We start from the raw sequence: 20,561 nt of genomic DNA, 5'->3' as shown, positions 1-20,561 counted from the left end.
TGCGGAGTATGGAACAACTGCAGCCCGAGTAAAAACCTGATTTATGTGGGGCTATGCAGACCCTTGTGGGAGCGAGCCTGCTCGCGAAGCGGTTGAGCCAGCCTGCGAAGGTGCAAGAGGGTCCGACGCCTTCGCGAGCAGGCTCGCTCCCACAGCTGGAGTATCTCGTTCCTGCCTGACGGTCCACCACTGCGGCAATAATCGTTGCACCTTGGCCTCGCCAAAGCGGTCGTCGATCAGCATCACCACGCCGCGATCCTGCTGGGTTCGGATGACCCGGCCAGCGGCCTGCACGACTTTTTGCAGGCCGGGATACAGGTAGGTGTAGTCATAGCCGTCGCCAAAGATCGTCGCCATGCGCTGCTTGATCTGTTCATTGACCGGGTTGAACTGCGCCAGCCCGAGGGTGGCGATGAACGCTCCGATCAGCCGCGAGCCTGGCAGGTCGATGCCCTCGCCGAACGCGCCGCCCAGCACCGCGAAGCCAATGCCCTGGCTGTGCTCCATGAAGCGTTCGAGGAACGCCTGCCGCGGCGCCTCGCCCATGCCGCGCGATTGCGTCCAGGTCGCAATATGCGGATGTCGCTCGGCCAACAATCCGGCCACCTGTTGCAAGTAATCGAAGCTGCTGAAGAACGCCAGGTAGTTGCCGGGACGCTCGGCGAACTGGCGAGCCATCAGCGCGACGATCGGTTCAAGGGAGCCCTGGCGATGGGCGAAGCGGGTGGAGATCCGGCTGACCACCTGGACATCCAGCTGTTCGGCCTGGAACGGCGACTCGACATCGATCCATACCGTGTCCGCGGGTGTCCCCAGCAAATCGGCGTAATAGCGCCGCGGGCTCAGCGTCGCGGAGAACAGTACGCTGCTGCGCGACGCCGTGAACCTGGGTCGCAGGAAACCGGCCGGCACCACGTTGCGCAGGCACAGCGTCGACAGGCTGCGCTGGCGGCTGGATTCGCGCTTGTGAATATCGAACAGGAAATGCTCATCAAATGCCTCCGCCACGCGACCGAACTGCAACGCATCGAAATAAAACGCTTGCAGCTGACTGTCCAGCCCTTGGGGATGGTCATTGAGGTAATCGCCGATGGCGCTGGTGCACGTTCCCAGTGCCTGAAGCAGTTTCTCCGGTGGTTTTTCATACGCCTGGTAGGCGGCAATTTGCGGCTCGTGCAAGGCGTTCCACTGACGGCTGACCTTGCGCAACGCTTTCTTCAAAGGCTCCGGCGCCGTTTTCAGCACCGTCGCCAGCGCAAGCTGGTCCAGGCTCGCGCTGTACATCTGGCGCCCTCGCTCCACCAGGTTGTGGGCTTCGTCCACCAGGGTCGCGACGGTCCAGCCATTGGCCTGGGCGAGGCCGAAGAGCAAGGCGCTGAAATCGAAGTAGTAGTTGTAATCCGCCACCACCACGTCGGCCCAACGGGCCATCTCCTGGCTCAGATAGTACGGACAGACTTCGTGGCTCAAGGCGATGTCGCGCAACGCCGCCTGGTCGAGCAGCGTGACCTGGCTCGCCGCAGCCCGGGCCTGCGGCAGGCGATCATAAAACCCCCGGGCCAGCGGGCATGATTCGCCGTGGCAGGCTTTGTCCGGATGTTCGCAGGCCTTGTCCCGCGCGATCATTTCCAATACCCGCAGCGGCATCGCCGGGGCGTTGTTGGTGATCAGCCGGGCCGCATCCAGGGCCAGCCTGCGTCCGGGGGTTTTTGCCGTGAGAAAGAACACCTTGTCCAGACGCTGCGGCGCCAAGGCCTTGAGCATGGGGAACAAGGTGCCGACGGTCTTGCCGATGCCGGTGGGCGCCTGGGCCATCAGGCAGCGCCCGGTGCTGACCGCCTTGAATACCGATTCAGCCAGGTGCCGTTGCCCTGGCCGAAAGCCGGCGTGGGGAAACGTCAGCGCCTGGGCGCCCAGGTTACGCGCCTGGCGATGGCGCATTTCCTGTTCGGCCCACGCCAGGAACCGAGCACACTGCTGCTCGAAGAACGCCTGGAGCTGCGAAGCTTCGCAGCTTTGGGTCAGGCAGGTCTCCTTTTCACTGACGATGTCGAAATAGACCAAGGCAACGTCTATGCGCGGCAACTGCAACTTGTCGCACAGCAGCCAGCCATAGATTTTCGCCTGGGCCCAATGCAATTGGCGGTGGTTGTCCGGTTGCTTGCTCAGGTCGCCCCGATAGGTCTTCACTTCCTCCAGGCGATTGCGGGCCGGGTCGTAGCCGTCGGCCCGCCCCTTGACCTTCAAGGTCTGGTAGACGCCTTCCAGGCTGACTTCGGCCTGATAGCCCTCCTGGCGCCGTGATGCCACGGTACGGTGGCCGACGATACCTTCCAGGGCGGTGGGTGACGGCGTGAAACGCAGGTCGAGATCGCCGACCTTCGCGGTGAACTCGCATAACGCCCGCACGGCAATACTGTAGCCCGGCATCTCGGTCACGCGCCCTGCTCCGCCCATTGAACATAACAGACGGCGACGGGCATCCGGTGTTCGTGGCAGAACTCCAGCCAGCGCAGTTGGTTATCCTGCAGGCGATCGCCGGGGCCTTTGACTTCGATCATGCGGTAGGTCTTGTGCTGCGGCCAGAACTGGATCAGGTCGGGCATGCCGGCGCGATTGGCCTTGATGTCCAGCAGCAGACGGCCGAACCAGTGCTTGAGGTGTTCGGCCGGCAGACAGTCAAGCGCCTGGTCCAGCAGGTCTTCGGACAGTGCGCCCCAGAACACGAACGGTGACTGCACGCCCCATTTTTCCGCGTAACGTTGACGGATGGTCTGCCGATAGCGCCCGTCGTCCAGCTCGGCGAAACAGGCCGCGAACAGTTCGGCGCGACGGTCATGGAAATCTTCGTTCAGCAGGTCCACCGGCCCGCGCTGGAACGGGTGGAAAAAAGCCCCCGGCAGCGGCGCGAAAATCGCCGGCCAGCACAACAGGCCGAACAGCGAATTGACCAGGCTGTTCTCGACGTAATGCACCGGGGCGGCTTCGTCATGCAGATGAGCCTGGACGTAATATTCCACCGACAACGTCGGGTCGACACGCGGCAGATGCAAGTCCAGTCGCTCGACCTCCCTGGCCACGGCACGGGCCACCGGCGGCCCGCCCAGTTTGCGCCGCAACCGGGGCACGATCCGCAGCAAGGCCTGGCGCTCGGCAGCGCTTTGGGGCGCCTGTGCCGCGGCTTCACCCAGTTCGAGGGCCAGGGCATATTCGCCGATGCGCTCCAGCACGCGGATCATTCGCAGTCGCGCGCCGGGGTAAGTACAGCCGCGATAAAGACTCAGGGCCTGGGCAAAATCACCGATGCGTTCGCAATGCTGGCCGATCTGGAACAACAGCTTGCCCCGGCGCCGCTCAAGCCAGGGATTGTCCAGCTCCAGGGCATTGACCCGGGCGATGATCGGTTCGAGCGGTTCGCCGGCGTCGAAGCGTTGCTGGCATTCATGCAGGAAGACACAGGCATCGATGTCCTCGCGGCTGCGCAGCCCCCGGGACTCGGCGCTGAACTCAACGGCTTCATAGACAAAGATACCCAGGTCCGCCAGCACGAACTCCGACCAGTCCTGATAGAGATTGCCGAAGAACATCAACCGCAAACGGTCGCACAGCCCCATCACCGTGAGGCTGTACAGCCGCTCTTCGAGCTGCGGGCACCAGGCGCGAAACGGCTGCGGCTGGCCGTCCTGATCACTCAGGGTCTGCAGCCATTCGGATTTGCGTGCCTTGGGTTGCTCGATCAGATGCCCCAGGCACAGAAGTATTTCCGGCTTGAGCAGCACCTCGAACAGTTCGACAAAGCTCAGGCACGCCTGCTCTTCGACCCAGCCCAGCGCCAACAACGGCGCCACGGCGTCGGCGATGTCGCCAATTTCCGCGTAGCGCAGTTTGGTGTGACGAAAGTGCAGGCCCTTGCGCATCACCATCCGCACCAGCAAGCCTTGGGCCGGACGCGGCAAAGCGATGAAATCATCGATAAACCGCTGCTCTTCGACACTCAATACGTCGGCATAGCGTTGCGTCAACCAGGCGAGGACCCGCTGGAAGTTGTTCAGGTAATAAAAGGGGTCGTCAAGGGGATTGGCTGTCACGAAAAAAAGCGCCACGCATGCTGAAACACTGGTTATGCGTACAGATATCAGCTACTCGCGGCCCAGGCAACTGCAAAAGATGAGCGGTCGCCTATATTTAAAGGAGAAATCCTTCCCTGTGCGATGAACTTTCCTACAACAAGCGAGACCAATGGCGGTTAACTCAGTGATGGCCCGGTCGAATCAGCCGGGCTGCGTCCTTTCGAAAGAGGTTATGGATATGAACATCAGGTTTCTCGGCCTGCCCTTGGTCGTCACCGCGCTGCTGGCGCTGGCCGGCTGCGCCTCTCCGACCGTGGTGACCTTGCAGAACGGTACCCAGTATTTGACCGAGGACACGCCGAACACCCGCACCGCCGATGGCTTCTACGAATTCGAAGACATTTCTGGCCGCAAAGTCCGGGTCCGCGCCGATGAAGTGGCGACGATTCGCAAGGAAGACTGAACCGTTTCCTCCAGGCTTATTGCCCCCCAGGTTTTTTGCGCGCGTATTGATCCGCGCAAACCTCTCTCATGCAACCTCTTAACCAGCGATGCACCGGATCGGCATCCATACGCGGGTGCCAGAGCATCGCGATAGTGAACCCCGGCAGCGCAAACGGCAGCGCGAAACTGTGCATGCCGGTGCGCAAGCGGGTGGTGTAGCGCTCCGGCACGCTGGCGATGAGGTCGCTGGACCGGGCGAGCCCCAGCGCAGCGGAAAACCCCGGGACGCTGGTGATGATTTCACGGGACAGACCCAATGCCCCCAATGCCTGATCCATCGGTCCATGATCGAGGTCGTGCAGGGACACGCCGATGTGCGCGCCCATCGCATAATCGGCAGCGCTCACCTCGATCTGGCTCAGCGGATGCCCCGGGCGAACCACGCCGATGAGGCGGTCTCGAAACAACGCCTGCGTGCGCAACTCCGGACGGGTGCGCTCATCCACCACGGCGGTTTCCAGATCCACACTGCCCTCGCGCAGCGCGGCGCTGTCCTTATCGGCCTTGTCGACGAAACACAGCCGAACCCCTGGCGCCTGTTCGCTGACTCGGGCAATCAGCTCCAGCGCGAAATTCTCCACGAAGCCTTGCCGGGTACCCAGCGTGAAGGTTCGGTTCACTCGACGCAGATCCGGCGCCTGCTCCGGGCGCAGCGCGGCCTGGGCGTCCTGGACCAGTTGACTGACCTGCTCGCGCAACGCCAGCGCGCGCGGAGTTGGCACCAGACCCCGCCCGGCACGCACCAGCAACGGGTCGCCAGTGGCCTGGCGCAACCGCGCCAATGCCCGGCTCATGGCCGAAGGACTGAGGCGCAGCCGGCGCGCCGCACCAGCCACGCTGCCTTCGGACAGCAGCACATCCAGGGTGAGGAGCAAATTCAAATCGGGTGCGGACATTGACGGGACTCGATCACAGGTGGCGTTGTGTGCAGCTATAACATGCAACTGCTGCGTCTTCCGCCATGTTATGCCTCGGCGTACCGTTCTGACAGCTGCGCCGAAGGAGCCGCAGACAGAGAGGACACGATGAAACCCGTTACTGCAGATCAGCCGTCAACAAATGCCGACAATCCACCGCAGCGCAAGGCACATGGGGCCATGGCCAGCCTTGCACTGGCAACGCTGCTCGCATCCCTGGGCGCCAGCGTCGCCAGCGTCGGCTTGCCGGTGCTGGCCCAGGCATTCGATGCGTCCTTCCAACTGGTCCAGTGGGTGGTCCTCGCCTATCTGCTGGCGATCACCACGCTGATCGTCAGCCTCGGACGCTTGGGCGACCTGATCGGGCGCCGCAAGCTGCTGCTGGCGGGCATCGCGCTGTTCACGCTGGCTTCGGCCCTGTGTGGCCTGGCGCCGTCGTTGTGGCTGCTGATCGCTGCCAGGGCCCTGCAAGGCGTGGGCGCGGCCATCATGATGACGTTGACCCTGGCCCTCGTCGGCGAAACGGTCGACAAAGCCAGGACCGGCAGCGCCATGGGTCTGCTCGCCACGCTGTCAGCGGTCGGCACCGCCCTCGGGCCGACCCTTGGCGGCATATTGATCAGCGGGTTCGGCTGGCAGGCGTTGTTTCTGATCAACGTTCCTCTCGGGTTACTGACGCTGTTGCTGGCCTGGCGCTTTTTGCCTGCCGGATACCCGGCGCAAAAGACCGGGCGCGTGGGTTTCGATGGCCTGGGCACGCTCCTGCTGGCTTTCACACTGGGCGCTTATGCCCTGGCCATGACACTCGGACGTGGGAGCTTTGGCGCACTGAATATCGGCCTGTTGCTGGCGGCGGTCCTGAGCGGCGGATGGTTCGTCCGGACGCAGCAACGACTCGCGTCGCCGCTGATCCCGCTGCCGATGTTTCGCGACCGCCTGCTCGTCTCGAGCCTGGCTGCAAGCGCGCTGGTCGCCGCGATCATGATGGCGACCCTGCTGGTCGGCCCGTTCTATCTCGCCATCGCCCTCGGGTTGCCTCCGACAACGGTGGGCCTGGTGTTGGCGGCAGGGCCGTGTGTCGCCGCCCTCGCCGGCATGCCCGCCGGGCGGCTGACGGACCGTTTCGGCGTGCGCCTCTTGCGTCTTGTCGGGCTGACGACCCTGGTGTTCGGCTGTCTGCTGCTGTCGCTGGTTCCTCCCGCCTTGGGCATAGCCGGTTATGCCGCGGCCATTGTAGTCACGACACTTGGCTATGCGATGTTCCAGACGGCCAACAATACATCGGTCATGGCCGAGCTCCCCGCCCATCAGCGGGGGGCCATTGCCGGCTTGCTCAACTTGTCGCGCAACCTGGGATTCCTTACTGGCGCATCGGTGCTAGGTGCAGTCTTCGCCAGCGCTTTGCCGACGAACGGTATCGGCGCTACAACACCCGAGACTGCGGCCCACGGCTTGCACGTCACCTTCGCCATTGCCCTCGCAATAGCGGGCCTGGCACTGCTGATAGCGCTGAAATACCGCGATCCAGAGCCGTCGTCCCAACGGCAATAAACTTCACGCAACCGATGATGGCATTCTGAACATTCCCGGTTAAGTCATGATCCAGATCAAAAAAACTGAACCAATCGCCAAACGGACTGAAAAAATCCACATCAGCTTCATTTTCCGGTGCTATTTTAATTCTCACTGGTAGGGCCATGATGGCTCTTCCTTCCTGACATGAGCAAACGGAAGCGCTTGATGAAGAAGGCGGGCTACAGATGAATAAAGGATCTTTCAGCAAGGTTACGTTCCCCAACGCCTGCCAATTGATGCGCTGGCATTTCCATCCCATGGGCTTCGAGGCCAGCATGGATGCGCCGGGCAGCATGGTTGCCCGGCTGTTCGACCGTGCCAGCGGCGAAACCATGATCGCGATTGCAGGCATCCCCTGCGCCACCGTGATGAACGCGCCCGATGTGGAGCGGATCATCGAAGCGGTGGAAGCCGAGCTTGAAGCCTTCGTACCGCCGGTTGGCTTGCGACGATTCGCTTCCTGAACAAAAAGCCCACATTCACTGATGCGGTTCATTCAAGGCAATCGACAAACCCGTGGCGAGGGAGCTTGCTCCCGCTGGGCTGCAAAGCGGCCCCAAAACCTGCCAATGCGGAGTATCAGGCACACCGCACCCGTAGGTTTACGACTGCTCCGCAGCCGAGCGGGAGCAAGCTCCCTCGCCACGGGCTTTTTTGTGGCTATCGGGCAACTGACACGTATCAGCCGCGCGCACGGCGATGATCGACAAAGAATGGCTTGCCCGCCGCGACACGGTCCGAGGCTCTGGGCGCGTTGGCGGCTTGACTGTCCTGGCCGTCCACATACCAGTAGCAATGCTGCACCGCCCGCGTGATCCCCACGTATGCCAAGCGCAGAATCTCATCTTTTTGCGCCGTGTCGTACGGTTCGGTGTCGCCGTCCTGGCCCAGCCCGGCCATCCGGTAGACCTGGTTCTTGTACGGCGAACTGGTTAGATGCTGGCAGTCACCCAGCAGGAATACCGCATCCGCCTCAAGGCCTTTCGCGCTGTGATAAGTCATTTGCCTGAAGCGCCTCATTGGCATCGGCAAGCTAGAATCAACATTAACTATTGGCTGAATATGCTTTTCCAACAGTGACTTATCGCTACTTCTTCGATACAGCATCAAGATCGAATCACCCTTCCGGTAATGCTCATCAAGCCGCCGCGCCAACCCCTCGTCATCCCGATCCAGCACATTGACCGGACTTGGCGTTCGTGACACGCCGCTGGCCTTGGCTTTTTTGCCAGGCATGGCCTCCGCCGCGCGCACGACATGCTCGGCGGCGTCGATGATGTATTGATGGCTGCGGTAGTTTTCGGTGAGCATCACCCGCGTGCTGGCCGGGGACGGGAATTGCTTGTTGAAAGCCATGAAAAAACTTGGCGAACTGCCGCGCCAGCCATAGATCGATTGCCAGTCGTCACCCACGCACAACAGCGAAGAACGCTGGGCGGCGCGCCCCACGTGCAGGGCAGTACCGCGCCTGCGCACTTCGCGCAGGCTCGCTCGGATCCAGGAGACGATCTGCGGCGAAACATCCTGGAACTCGTCGATCATCAAGTGGGCCATCGGCCGCAACAGCGCGTCATCGAGCAGCTTGAAGTTTTCCTCTGAATGCTCGCTGAACAGCGCAAACATGCGGTTGTAGGTCATGACCGGCGGCGACTGGTCGAGCAGATGATCCTCGAAAGCGCGCCAGAAGCGGCTCAACGCTTCGAAGAAATACCGATCGGGATCGTCATGGGAGAAACTCATCTGGCCCACGGCATCAGGGACATCCAGGCCGAGATTCTCGATGAACCCTGCCGCCGCGACAAAACAGTCCAGCAAAGGGGCGGAGCCCAGCTCTCCCTTGACCTTGTAATCGAACCCCGGACCGGCACTGGCCTCCCCGGCCAACGAGGCCAATACGCGCCTGGACTCCTCATAACTATCTAGCCATATCAAAGGTTTACGGCAGAAAGCTTGAAACAGGGTCCGCTTTACAGCCCATTCCGCGCGCAGGCTCAGCTTGGCGCCGGGCCGGCTGAGCTGAGAATCCTCACGTGGATCGAAACCCAGCATTACCCAGGCGTCCAGCGACGGAACGTAACCGTGGCAATGAAACCTGGAACCATTGACTTCGAAGGCCTGGCGTTTCGGCTCGATCCCCTTGAGTGGCCAGGCGCCCGCCTTGAACCAGAGATCCTCGATCGCGTCGCACAGTGCTTCGTCGCGCTGGGCCGCCAGTTCAGTCACGGCTATCCGCTTCTGCACATCCGGGTGATCGCGCTCCAGCGTCTTGAGCTGCAAGGCGTGCCGGGAAAGCGGCTTGATCAGCTCGCGGAAACGCTCGTCACGCTTGTAGAGGCTGTGATAACAGGCGTTGAGGTGCTGGCGCTGGACCTCGTTGATGCGCAAGTCGAATGGGCTGGCCAAGGCGCCATCGTCATTTGGCCCGGCGCGAAGGCTCAGCGCCTCGAAGGCCTGGAGCCGTTCGAATCCAGGCAGGCTGCGCACCATGGGCAGGATTCGTGAGTGGAACGTGCGCACCAGCTCGCGTGCCTGCGCCAGGCTGATCGCATGCCCCCAAAGCGCAAACATGTCGATGAGCTTCTGCATGAAGTCCTTGCGCGATTCGCGAGTAAACGTGACCACGGTCATCGAATCCAGCTCGAACCCCAAGTAATGACAGAGCAGCACGATGCGCAGTACCAGCGTTGTGGACTTGCCTGCGCCTGCTCCCGCGACGACCGACGTCGCCGGGGTATCGCTGAAAATCATCTTCCACTGCGCGCTGCTGGGTTGCGCGTGCGCCGGTAGCAGGCGCGCGACGTCGGCCTTGATGCGCTTTTTCAGTTCGGCGGTAAGCGGCAGGCGCCAGTCATCGAACAACAGATCGTCGACTTTAGGCTCCGGATGCTCGGTGCTGCGCGAATCCCTGATGAGCAGGACCTGACGCCCCTCTTCCAGGCCTTCGGCCTTGCCTTCCTTGAAACCATAATCAAAACCCGCGGTGTGCCCGCTACGAAAGCCATCGGCTTGGCCATGCAACCAGGACGCCCGATGCTGGGCGCGCAGGCGCGTCAGGCCATGACCAAAAAATCGCGCAGCCAGGCGCTTGAGCCAGGGCATCTGGGCCAGTGGCAGGAGTTCGGGAGGAAGATCGGGAGTGTGTTGCGACACGCTGAAGGACTCCGGTGTTCAGAACCATGAGGGCTATGGTGTCTGGATTTGCAGCCGGATTCCAGCCAAAAGCTTTGCTGTCAGCCATTTAGACGATGAAATGAAAGTGATATGGCAGGTTGGTATTGCGCTATTTCAGGGGACTATGCCCTTCGCGAGCAGGCTCGCTCCCACAGTCAGATTACCTGTGGGAGCGAGCCTGCTCGCGAAAAGGACTCGATCACTGCCCGGAAATCGCGCCATCCACGAGCGCCTGGGCCTCGACCACCAGCTGTTTCAGGTGCTCGTCGCCAATAAAGCTTTCGGCGTAGATTTTGTAGATGTCCTCGGTGCCGGACGGACGCGCGGCAAACCAGCCATTTTCGGTCATGACTTTCAGGCCGCCGATGGCCTGGTCGTTACCCGGGGCGTGGCTGAGGATGCTCTGGATCGTTTCGCCCGCCAGTTCAGTGGACTGGACCTGATCCGGCGACAGCTTGCTCAGCAGCGCTTTCTGCTGCGGGCTGGCCTTGGCATCGACACGTACCGAGAACGGCTCGCCCAGCTCGTCCGTCAGGGCGCGATAGGCCTGGCTTGGGTCGCGACCGGTGCGAGCCGTCATTTCAGCGGCCAACAAGGCCGGGATCAGCCCATCCTTGTCGGTGCTCCATACGCCGCCATCCTTGCGCAGGAACGAGGCTCCGGCGCTTTCTTCGCCGCCAAAGCCAAGGGAACCATCGAACAGGCCGTCGGCGAACCACTTGAAGCCCACCGGCACCTCATAGAGGCGGCGGCCCAGGCGCTTGGCCACGCGGTCGATCAGGCCGCTGCTGACCACGGTCTTGCCGACCGCCGCATCGGCACGCCATTGCGGCCGATTCTGGAACAGGTAATCGATGGAGACCGCCAGGTAATTGTTCGGCGCCAGCAAGCCGCCACTCGGCGTCACGATGCCGTGGCGGTCATGGTCCGGGTCGCAGGCGAAGGCCACGTCGAAGCGCTCCTTCAAACCGATCAACCCTTGCATGGCGTGGCTGGAGGACGGGTCCATGCGGATCTGCCCGTCCCAATCGACCGTCATGAAGCGGAAGGTGGAATCCACCTGGGTGTTGACCACTTCCAGGTCCAGTCGATAGTGCTCGGCGATGGCGGGCCAGTAGCGCACGCCAGCGCCGCCCAGCGGGTCTACGCCCAGGCGCAGCCCTGCACCACGGATCGCGTCGAAATCGATGACGTTGCCGAGGTCTGCCACGTAGGTATTGAGGTAATCGTGACGGTGAGTGGTTTGGGCCTTGAGTGCCTGTTCGTAGCTGATGCGCTTGACGCCGGCCAACTGGTTGGCCAACAGCTCGTTGGCCTTGGCTTCAATCCATTTGGTGATATGGGTATCGGCCGGACCGCCATTGGTGGGGTTGTATTTGTAGCCGCCACTTTGTGGCGGATTGTGCGACGGCGTAATGACGATGCCGTCAGCCAGCCCAGTGGTCCGGCCACGGTTGTAGCACAGGATGGCGTGGGAAATCGCTGGCGTCGGGGTGTACTCGTCACCCTCGGCGATCATCACGGTCACGCCATTGGCGGCCAGCACTTCCAACGCGCTGGCTCCCGCCGGAGTCGACAGTGCATGAGTGTCGATACCGACAAACAGCGGTCCGTCGATGCCCTGGGCTTCACGGTACAGGCAGATCGCCTGACTGATGGCCAGTACGTGCCATTCGTTGAACCCCAGATCGAACGAACTGCCACGATGCCCGGAAGTGCCGAACGCGACACGCTGGGTCGCAATCGAGGCGTCGGGCCGGCCGGTGTAATACGCCGTCACCAGTCGCGGGATATCGATCAACAACTCTGCCGGCGCCGGCTTGCCCGCAAATGGACTGACTGTCATGCAAAACCTCGGAATGGAGTGGCTCGGAAAAATGAAGGCAGTTTACTGACAGTTCGACCATCACGCGACGGGTTCGATCCATCGCCCCGCGATCAGGATTGTTCGAGCCTCAAGGCCTCGGCCAATGCGCTGAAGGCCGCTTCCCGGCCGCCCACGCCGTCGAGAGCATGAGCCAACCGAAAATGCTGGTCATATCGTCCTTGGGTGCTGAACAGCTCTCCCGGCGCGATGACGATTCGCCGGGCGAGCAGCCGTTGGAAAACCCGCCGCAGATCGACCTGGCGTGAAGAGCGTACCCAGATTGTTGCGCCGCCCTCGGGCTCCTCCCATTGCAGGCAGTCTCCGACTCGCTCGCGCAACAGTTGCGTCGCCGACGCGGCGCTTTCGCGTAGCAGGCGTCGCAATACCAGTAGATGCTGGTCGATCCGGCCATTGTTGTATAAACGCGCAATCGCTTTCTGGCGAATCGGCGAAAGACGAAATGCGCGCAACAGGAAATGACGCTGCAACATCAGCGTCAGCTGGCGCGACAGCACATAACCGTAGGGCGCCTCGGGCCCTATGGTTGTCTCGAAGGTGGAATACACGATCAGCCGGTCCGGGTCGAGCCACTCTCGAAAAGGCAACGCGCCGGGCTCGAATACCAACTCCGTATGGCTGTCGTTCTCCAGTACCCACGTGCCGTACTGCTCCAGCAGACGCGCCAGTGCCCGCCGGTCGGCTGCACTTTTCAACCTGCCCCTGGGCATGCTCAACACCGAAGACACCACCATCAGGCATACCGTTTCATTCGCCAGCAACCGCTCCAACTGTTCAATATCGATTTCCCCCTCGGCCAGCAAGGGCAGCTCGATAACGCGGATATCGGCCGCTTGCAACAAACGCAGGACGGTCCATTCGCAGGGCGACTCCACGAGCACCGTGTTGCCCTTGAGTGCCAGCACCGCAATCAGGATTTCCAGAACGCCGCGCAAGTCAGCGCCGATGTAGACGTCATCGGCACTCCAGCATCGCGACGGTGAAGAGGTGTAGCGTGCCGCCAGTGCGGTTCGCAACTCCTGCTCTCCCCAGGGCTGCAGGGGATGTTGTGAAGCGCGCGGGTACTGGCGCAGGAGCTCGCGTTCAAGCAACAGAAGCGGACTGTCGAGCGGCTGCAACGAAGCCGGTTCATCACCGCTGAGCACCAGCATGCCTGGGCGACGCGCGTTGACGTACAGGGTCTCCAGCAAATCATCGCCATCGCCAAGAGTGGACACGCTGACCATCGGCAATGCGTAGTATCCGGACTTGGCAATCGAATAGACCCGCCCTTCCTTTTCCAGCAGGGAATAAGCGTACTGGATGGTGGATATGGAGACATTGAGGCGCTCGGCCAACTGCCGCAGTGACGGCAGACGCACCCGAGCATCAGCGCCCAGCTCATTGATCAGGTTCGTCAGGTACCGATAAACCGCCTGGTAGGTGAAGTCTGTTTCACGGTGGCCCTTCATAAGACCGGTCCACCGAACCGAACCCTCACCAACCGGGCCTGGGTGTTCACGACAAAATACGTCAAACCCCGTCCCTCAGCGCCGCGCTGCACGTTCGCCGGGATCATCGGCGCCTTGCCCGCCCTGGTCCGTATCAGCGCGTTCCATGGCCGTTTGCAGGTCCGCCCGGATGATCTCCGGCTCCGGCGTGGTGATTCGGGCCCGGTACAACTTGCACAGCATCGCAACGGGCAGGCCACTGACATCGACCATCCAATGCGCCACCTGATCCGTGACCGGGCCGCCCCGCAACGCCCTGTGCAGGTCGGGCATGCCCACCAGCATGCCGGGATGACAGCACCGCAGAAAATGCTCCAGGCCGGCGCCCTTTTCAACGAAGGGCGCAAACAGCATGCACACCAGTTGCGTTTCGTTCAGATTCAGATTTTTTTCCGTTTCCAGGGCGATCACGGTTCGACGCTCGGGAATCTCCGACGGTGAACCCAACAGCCCCTGGACCTGCTGGCAGACGGGCTCCGGCATACGCTTGCGGTGCATGACCATGATCATGCGTTGCACGTAATCGGTGTAGCCAGCCGCATAGCCGCGCTCCTGCTGATGACAGGCCTGCAAGCCACATAGATGGGCCGAGAGGTACGGGCTCAGGTATTCATGCTCGAGCGATGGCGCAACCAGCTCATCGGAGCTGACGCCGAGGAATTCGCTGAACAACGCCCAGTTGCTCTCCTCCAGCCGCTCGGTGATCAGATCATCAATACGGATGTGCCCTACTTGCCGGCAGGCCTCCAGCCGCCCTTCGGGTTGCCAGACACCCAGGTGCTCCTGGCCATAAAAACGCCGGAACAGGTCACTGCCCAGGAAATCGAGTTGGGCAAACAGGCCGTCGAATCCACCCACGGGCTCAAACACCAGACCGATCTTGCGGGTCGCCCGGCGCAACCCGGACAGGAACTGCTTTTGCTGGCGTGGCGTGTCGCAACTGACCCATGAATCCACGCCCGCATCCCAGCGAGCCATGTTCTTGTAGAACTCCGCCATCGCCAGGTAGCCTTCGTCGCCCACGCCCAGGAGACTGTCGGAGGAACGCAGGTGCCCAAGCATCAGCATGTCAGTGCGATTGGCCTCGCGCCCTTGCGCCGATAACGGCTTGGAGCGATCAAACGGCACCACCTCTCGATTGTCCGCCATCAGCAGCTCTACCCGTGGATCGTCGTAGAGGAACAGAGCGCTGTAGCAACAGTGAATATTCTCCAGGGTGGCCTGGGTCATCTCGCCCAGGCGTGGCGTGGCGACGCGCAGGTCGAAAGTCGTCGGATGCCGGCCAGCAATGCTCAACTGCGCGGCGCGCAGGGCCGTCAGCGCATAGAACCCCTCCCGACTGCCATCCTGGGCCACCAGCACCCGATAGGTGCCAATTCGTTCAATACCGCCAGCGGCGACGATCAATCGCTGGACCAGAAGCTGCAGTGCGGTCCGTTCCGCACGGGAATAAAATTCCAACAAGCGTTGCAATACCTGTTGATATACGTAAGTCATTGCTTGTTGATGAATTGCACTCATAACTTTTACCTAAAATCCGTTTATCGACGTCGCACCCACACCACGTTGATTGCTCGACGCGCCAGTCGGGTGAATGCCTTTGCCATTTATTAAGAGTATTGACGATACACTTTGCTTTCGCGCGATGTAATTAATCTACACAAGTATGGATCGTGCCCCCTGTTTTTTTCTTCTCGCCAAAAGCACCCGTATTCATTGGTCTTAGCCCACCTATCAAACCGTCCTAGGAGATTTCTTACAGCGTCCCACAGACAATGGAGACAGAAAATAAGGAACATGCCGAGCCAAGATATCTTCTTCAAGTCAGCAGGCGACCAAGAGTAAACAACACCCCGGACACTTTAAATAGGAACAAGAAACAGCAGACGGCCGCGCAAACGAGTGCTGCGCAGCAATTCCTCCTTGAGTTCGAAAGTCAGTATTCAATTATCAAGACTTGAGTAATGATTAAAAGATACAGATTGGCGGCAAAAACCAGTTCAGTTGCTTTTTGCAAGATGCCGCCTTTCGACAGCCGGGAGTAAACGGCGTCGTTGATTCGTGCGCAGCCATGCGCAGGCCTGCTGAAGGACAGACACACAGAACGGTCAAGAAGACTGGCCAGGGCGGCCGAAAACAGCGCAAGAGTCGAAACGATGACTCTTGCGCAAGAGAGGAAATCAGGCGGGATCGACTACCTGGAGGGCAACGCGTTCACGGCAAGGGCATTCGCCCATGTAACGATGGGCCTCGACGAACTCGGAGAACGGGAACACCCGAGTCTTGAGGGGCAACAGGACACGGTCGGCGGTCAATTGGTTGATATCACGCAACGCCCGCTGCAACGCGACCTGGTCCTGAAGAATACCCAGCTCCGGCTTGCCGGTGAAATTGCCGATGCAGTGGACAAAGAACTGGATGTTCTTCTGGAACGCCGCGCAGGCTGGAAACGGCGTCTGGTTGCCGCCCTGCAAGCCATACAGCACCAGGCTGCCACGGGGCGCCAGGACATCGCCAAGCAGCGACATCTGTGGCCCGCCCAAGCCGTCGAACACCACATCGACGCCACGGCTGTCGGTGAGCTTGTTGATTTGCATCAACAAGTCCTGCTCTTCGGTGACGATGACTTTTTCGGCGCCCAGCGACAGCAGGTATTCACGCTCTTCAGCCGTCTTGGTGGCGGCGATCACCCGCACGCCCAACGCCTTGCCAAGTTGCACGAAGGAAGGACCGGCGCAATGGCTGGCATCGGTCACCAGCGCAAACTGCCCGGGCTTGACCCTTGCCAGGTCCATGTAGGCGAAATAGGCGATCAGCAGCGGCGTGTAATGGACCGCGGCCTCGATCGGGCTGAGCACGTCGGGATAGCGGGTCAAAGCGGTGCGCGGCAGGACGATGACCTCACCGTACACCGGATAATCGTTCGGGCTCTCGGCGGGGAAGCTGGCGACTTTGTCGCCCACGGCCAAGTCATCGATCCCGTCGCCGACGGCTGTCACCACGCCGGCCATTTCATGGCCCAGGCCTGAAGGCAGGCGCGCCTGGGACGATGCCAGGTTCTGGCGCCACAGGGTGTCGTACCAACTGATGCCGATCGCTTCGACGCGGACCTGCACTTCTCCTGGCGCAGGAAGAGCCGCCGCATGCTCTTCGCATTTGAGCACCTCGGCACCACCAAACTTGTGAAAACGGATCGTGCGGGACATCGCAAACCTCGTCAAAGTAACCTCTAATGCCATGAACTCTATCCGGGCTTTGTAGCCAAGACCATCAGTGGCTATTAATAGTCGACATGCCTGTCATTGATTCCGCAGCAAGAAAACTGAACCGGCCCTGTAGGACCCCGCCCTGAAAAATGCAATTAGCCGGTGCAGAGTACCAGCCTTTCCCCGTAAGATTCATGCCGGCCATTGTTCCCATCTGGCCGCCCACGTCAAGCTTGCCGAATCTGCCAGGACCCCAGATGAATCGTAATGACCTGCGTCGTGTCGACCTGAACCTGTTGATCGTGTTCGAAACATTGATGCATGAGCGCAGTGTGACCCGCGCCGCCGAGAAATTGTTCCTCGGCCAACCGGCCATCAGCGCCGCGCTATCGCGCCTGCGCAGCCTGTTCGACGATCCGCTGTTCGTGCGCACCGGGCGCAGCATGGAGCCCACCGCGCGGGCGGTGGAAATCTTCGCCCTGCTCTCTCCGGCCCTGGATTCGATTTCCACGGCGGTCAGCCGGGCGGCGGAATTCGATCCGGCCACCAGCACCTCGGTCTTTCGCATCGGCCTGTCGGATGACGCCGAGTTCGCCCTGCTGCCGATGCTGCTCAAGCGCCTGCGGGCCGAAGCGCCAGGCATCGTGCTGGTGGTGCGCCGGGTCAATTACATCCTGATGCCGGGCTTGCTGGCCTCTGGCGAAATCTCCATCGGCGTCAGCTACACCGACGACCTGCCGGCCAACGCCAAGCGCAAGGTCTTGCGGCGCAGCTCGCCGAAAGTGCTGCGCGCCGACACCGCACCGGGACGTCTGACGATAGACGAATTCTGCGCCCGCCCCCATGCGTTGGTGTCCTTTGCCGGCGACTTGAGCGGGTTCATTGATGAAGAGTTGGAAAAGCTCGACCGCAAGCGCCATGTGGTATTGGCCGTACCGCAGTTCAACGGCCTGAGCACGCTGTTGTCGGGCACCGACATCATCGCCACCGTGCCCGACTACACCGCCGAAGCACTGACCGCTGCCGGCGGCGTGCGCGCCGAAGACCCACCGATCCCGGTGCGCAGCTTCGAACTGCACATGGCCTGGCGCGGCTCCCAGGACAACGACCCGGGCGAACGCTGGTTGAGATCGCGGATTCAGATGTTTTTCGGCGACCCTGACAGTCTTTAGCTTTCGTCAGGCAGGCTGTTCATCTGATCATTTCCGCCTTTCCACACACCATGGAGCTCCATTCACTTCCAGTTGATTGCTTCGTTGGGGGCACATCTGAGGGCATGCTTTGGATGTTTGAAAAGGATGCCCCCAGCCCCGAGATGGCCCAGCTCCGCGAACAATTGGGCTTCTTGGTAATTCTGACGTGTGCCTGGCGGTGTCCTTTTGGTTTTCCGCGATATCACGGAACCGAAACATAAGAAATCAAGAGGCCACCCGCCTCAACGGCTGACCTTACAAGTTTTATGGCGACAGACTTGGACGTTGGTGTGAAGGTTCGATGCCCGTAACTGTCCAATGGGACAAGTGGGTTGGTCTCGGGATAATAAGCAGCGGCCTGGCCTGGAGGTATGTCGTATGCGATGAGTGTAAAACCGGTCACCCGACGCTCTCGCTTATCCGGCCACAGCGAGACAATATCGACCTGTTCTCCCGGTTCAAATCCTAGCCGAGTGATATCTTCAGCGTTTACGAATATGACTTGTCGAGTACCGTGAACACCGCGATAACGGTCATCGAGCCCATAAACAGTCGTGTTGTATTGGTCGTGAGAACGAAGGGTTTGCAGAAGAAGGTCTGCCCGATCGCCGGTTTTTTCTGCGAGAGAAATAATCTGGTCGCCCGGCAACCGGTTCGAAATGAAGCGCGCCCTGGATGTCGAAGTGCGCCAGATACGCAGAGCAACGTCGTTGCCTAAGTGAAATCCGCCACGCGCTTTAAGTCGCTCGTTGAAACCAACGAACCCGGGAATGACGTCGGTAATCAGCGCACGAATCCGACCGTAATCCTCTATCACCCAACTCCAATCTATTGGATGCGTGCCTAATACCGCTTTCGCCAGTCCCGCAACTATCGCCGGTTCGGACTTGAGTTCAGACGACTGGGGGCGCAAAGGACCGTGAGATAGATGAACCATGCTGAACGTATCTTCGACCGTGACGCCCTGTGGACCCGATGCCTGCATGTCGGTTTCAGTCCGCCCCAGGCAAGGCAGGATAAAAGCGTGTTTGCCAGTAACCAGATGACTGCGATTGAGCTTTGTGGAGATGTGCACGGTTAATTCGCAGCGCCTGAGCGCTGCATGAGTACGAGGCGTGTCCGGCGTTGCCTGCGCAAAATTTCCGCCCAGACCAATAAAGACTTTCGACTTGCCTTCCTCGAACGCCTTGATGGCGGCCACCGTGTTATGCCCTGAATGACGCGGTACCTTGAAATGAAAGCGAGCTTCAATGGCATCCAGCAGCCATTCAGGTGGAAGCTCATTGATCCCCATCGTGCGATCGCCCTGGACGTTGCTATGGCCACGCACAGGACATACGCCAGCGCCTGGGCGTCCCATGTTCCCGGTCAGCAGTTGCAGGTTGATCACCTCCTGGATGATGGCGACCGAATGGGCATGCTGCGTCAAGCCCATGGCCCAACAAACGATCACATTGCTCGCCTTCCGGTAGACGCGCGCAGCCGCCTCTATGTCCTCCAGCGTCATGCCCGACAACGCTAGAATCTCGTCCCACTGCGTCGACTCTACGGTCTCCACATACTCTTCCAGACCCGAGGTATGTTCTTCGATGAAGCGCTGATCAAACACCGGCTCTGCGCCGTTCGCTTGCGCTAACCTTTCCCACTGCAAAAGGAATTTCGCCATCCCGCGCATAGCCGCCATATCACCGCCCAAGGCTGGACGAAAATACGCTGTACTGGTCGGCTTCGATCCATTACTCAACATTTCCAGCGGATGCTGAGGATGCTGGAATCGTTCGAGGCCGCGCTCCTTCAGGGGATTGAACACGACAACCTGAGCACCTCGATTAACCGCTTCGCGCAGGGTCTCCAGCATCCGCGGGTGATTGGTTCCGGGATTCTGCCCCATCACGATAATCGCATCGGCCTTGGCGAAGTCCTCTAGGGTCACCGTCCCCTTCCCCACGCCCAAAGATTCATACATTCCAATGGCGCTGGCTTCATGGCACATGTTGGAGCAGTCCGGGAAGTTGTTCGTGCCATAGGCCCGGACGAACAGCTGGTACAGAAATGCGGCTTCATTACTGGCCCGGCCCGACGTATAAAACTCGGCCTGGTCTGGGGACTCCAGCTGATTTAGCTGTTGGGCGATGAAGGCAAACGCCTCATCCCAGCTCACTTCAACGTAGTGACCGGAAGCCGCATCGAACTGCATCGGGTGCGTCAAGCGCCCTTGGTGCTCCAGCCAGTAATCGCTTTGGCCGGATAACCAGGAAACGCTATACCTTCTGAAAAATGCCGGTCCCGCGTGCCGGGTTGTTGCCTCCCAGTTCACCGCCTTCGCACCGTTTTCGCAGAATTTGACTGGGCCCTTTTCAGGGCTCTCGCCCCAGGCGCAACCGGGGCAATCAAAACCGTTTCCTTGATTGACCTTCAGAAGCGCGCGGACATTCCTCATCGCGTTACCGCTTCGCACCCAGTATTTCGCAACGGATACCAGTGCTCCCCATCCTGCTGCGGGGCCGAGGTAAGGTTGATAGCGCTTTTCGAGGCTCATGCCATTTTTCC

The 20,561-nt window shown here is 60.7% G+C and carries 13 protein-coding genes; 4 read left to right on the top strand and 9 right to left on the bottom strand.

What is annotated here, in order from left to right; all coding sequences use genetic code 11:
- Positions 1–51: 51 nt before the first annotated feature.
- Positions 52–2,430, bottom strand: a complete 2,379-nt coding sequence (locus J3P96_RS12780) for an ATP-dependent DNA helicase (protein ID WP_434658160.1) — start codon at positions 2,428–2,430, stop codon at positions 52–54.
- Between the two features lie 5 nt (positions 2,431–2,435).
- Entirely contained in the window at positions 2,436–4,088 is a 1,653-nt protein-coding gene (locus J3P96_RS12775) for a VRR-NUC domain-containing protein (RefSeq protein ID WP_434657628.1), read from the bottom strand.
- Between the two features lie 220 nt (positions 4,089–4,308).
- Here J3P96_RS12775 and J3P96_RS12770 point away from each other — a divergent pair, with 220 nt between their 5' ends.
- Entirely contained in the window at positions 4,309–4,533 is a 225-nt protein-coding gene (locus tag J3P96_RS12770) for a YgdI/YgdR family lipoprotein (RefSeq protein ID WP_434573973.1), read from the top strand.
- A gap of 16 nt (positions 4,534–4,549) precedes the next feature.
- Here J3P96_RS12770 and J3P96_RS12765 read toward each other — a convergent pair whose 3' ends face one another.
- On the bottom strand, positions 4,550–5,470 hold the full coding sequence (locus J3P96_RS12765) for a LysR family transcriptional regulator (RefSeq protein ID WP_434657626.1): 921 nt from the start codon (positions 5,468–5,470) through the stop codon (positions 4,550–4,552).
- A gap of 129 nt (positions 5,471–5,599) precedes the next feature.
- Here J3P96_RS12765 and J3P96_RS12760 point away from each other — a divergent pair, with 129 nt between their 5' ends.
- Positions 5,600–7,042, top strand: coding sequence for an MFS transporter (locus tag J3P96_RS12760; RefSeq protein WP_434657624.1), 1,443 nt, complete (start codon positions 5,600–5,602; stop codon positions 7,040–7,042).
- Between the two features lie 209 nt (positions 7,043–7,251).
- Complete coding sequence (locus J3P96_RS12755) at positions 7,252–7,530, top strand: DUF1652 domain-containing protein (protein ID WP_003201764.1); 279 nt, start codon at positions 7,252–7,254, stop codon at positions 7,528–7,530.
- A gap of 217 nt (positions 7,531–7,747) precedes the next feature.
- Here J3P96_RS12755 and J3P96_RS12750 read toward each other — a convergent pair whose 3' ends face one another.
- From J3P96_RS12750 to J3P96_RS12730, 5 genes are all read right to left on the bottom strand, one after another.
- Positions 7,748–10,216, bottom strand: a complete 2,469-nt coding sequence (locus J3P96_RS12750) for a UvrD-helicase domain-containing protein (RefSeq protein WP_434657621.1) — start codon at positions 10,214–10,216, stop codon at positions 7,748–7,750.
- A gap of 220 nt (positions 10,217–10,436) precedes the next feature.
- Positions 10,437–12,083 (bottom strand): phosphoglucomutase (alpha-D-glucose-1,6-bisphosphate-dependent), encoded by a 1,647-nt coding sequence (gene pgm, locus J3P96_RS12745; RefSeq protein ID WP_434657618.1) that lies wholly within the window; start codon positions 12,081–12,083, stop codon positions 10,437–10,439.
- A 92-nt stretch (positions 12,084–12,175) separates the two neighbouring features.
- Positions 12,176–13,573 (bottom strand): PLP-dependent aminotransferase family protein, encoded by a 1,398-nt coding sequence (locus J3P96_RS12740; protein WP_434657616.1) that lies wholly within the window; start codon positions 13,571–13,573, stop codon positions 12,176–12,178.
- 75 nt (positions 13,574–13,648) lie between these two features.
- Positions 13,649–15,133, bottom strand: coding sequence for a hypothetical protein (locus tag J3P96_RS12735; RefSeq protein ID WP_434657614.1), 1,485 nt, complete (start codon positions 15,131–15,133; stop codon positions 13,649–13,651).
- Between the two features lie 659 nt (positions 15,134–15,792).
- Positions 15,793–16,818, bottom strand: coding sequence for a zinc-dependent alcohol dehydrogenase family protein (locus tag J3P96_RS12730; RefSeq protein ID WP_434657612.1), 1,026 nt, complete (start codon positions 16,816–16,818; stop codon positions 15,793–15,795).
- Positions 16,819–17,075: 257 nt separating this feature from the next.
- On the opposite strand from J3P96_RS12730, the gene J3P96_RS12725 reads away from it, so the two are divergent.
- Positions 17,076–17,990, top strand: a complete 915-nt coding sequence (locus J3P96_RS12725) for a LysR family transcriptional regulator (RefSeq protein ID WP_434657610.1) — start codon at positions 17,076–17,078, stop codon at positions 17,988–17,990.
- 223 nt (positions 17,991–18,213) lie between these two features.
- On the opposite strand, the gene J3P96_RS12720 is transcribed toward J3P96_RS12725, so the two are convergent.
- Entirely contained in the window at positions 18,214–20,550 is a 2,337-nt protein-coding gene (locus J3P96_RS12720; RefSeq protein ID WP_434657607.1) for an FdhF/YdeP family oxidoreductase, read from the bottom strand.
- Between the last annotated feature and the right edge of the window lie 11 nt (positions 20,551–20,561).

This window comes from Pseudomonas sp. R3-56 (assembly GCF_051132075.1).
GTDB lineage: Bacteria > Pseudomonadota > Gammaproteobacteria > Pseudomonadales > Pseudomonadaceae > Aquipseudomonas.
This window is presented reverse-complemented; position numbering and strand designations above follow the sequence as displayed.

What these genes read in the sequence shown, in the direction of transcription:
- J3P96_RS12720 (WP_434657607.1), bottom strand. Translation starts at nt 20,550, where the DNA reads ATGAGCCTCGAAAAGCGCTATCAACCTTACCTCGGCCCCGCAGCAGGA.
- J3P96_RS12725 (WP_434657610.1), top strand. Translation starts at nt 17,076, where the DNA reads ATGAATCGTAATGACCTGCGTCGTGTCGACCTGAACCTGTTGATCGTG.
- J3P96_RS12760 (WP_434657624.1), top strand. Translation starts at nt 5,600, where the DNA reads ATGAAACCCGTTACTGCAGATCAGCCGTCAACAAATGCCGACAATCCA.
- J3P96_RS12765 (WP_434657626.1), bottom strand. Translation starts at nt 5,470, where the DNA reads ATGTCCGCACCCGATTTGAATTTGCTCCTCACCCTGGATGTGCTGCTG.
- J3P96_RS12780 (WP_434658160.1), bottom strand. Translation starts at nt 2,430, where the DNA reads ATGCCGGGCTACAGTATTGCCGTGCGGGCGTTATGCGAGTTCACCGCG.
- J3P96_RS12755 (WP_003201764.1), top strand. Translation starts at nt 7,252, where the DNA reads ATGAATAAAGGATCTTTCAGCAAGGTTACGTTCCCCAACGCCTGCCAA.
- J3P96_RS12740 (WP_434657616.1), bottom strand. Translation starts at nt 13,573, where the DNA reads ATGAAGGGCCACCGTGAAACAGACTTCACCTACCAGGCGGTTTATCGG.
- pgm (WP_434657618.1), bottom strand. Translation starts at nt 12,083, where the DNA reads ATGACAGTCAGTCCATTTGCGGGCAAGCCGGCGCCGGCAGAGTTGTTG.
- J3P96_RS12735 (WP_434657614.1), bottom strand. Translation starts at nt 15,133, where the DNA reads ATGAGTGCAATTCATCAACAAGCAATGACTTACGTATATCAACAGGTA.
- J3P96_RS12770 (WP_434573973.1), top strand. Translation starts at nt 4,309, where the DNA reads ATGAACATCAGGTTTCTCGGCCTGCCCTTGGTCGTCACCGCGCTGCTG.
- J3P96_RS12730 (WP_434657612.1), bottom strand. Translation starts at nt 16,818, where the DNA reads ATGTCCCGCACGATCCGTTTTCACAAGTTTGGTGGTGCCGAGGTGCTC.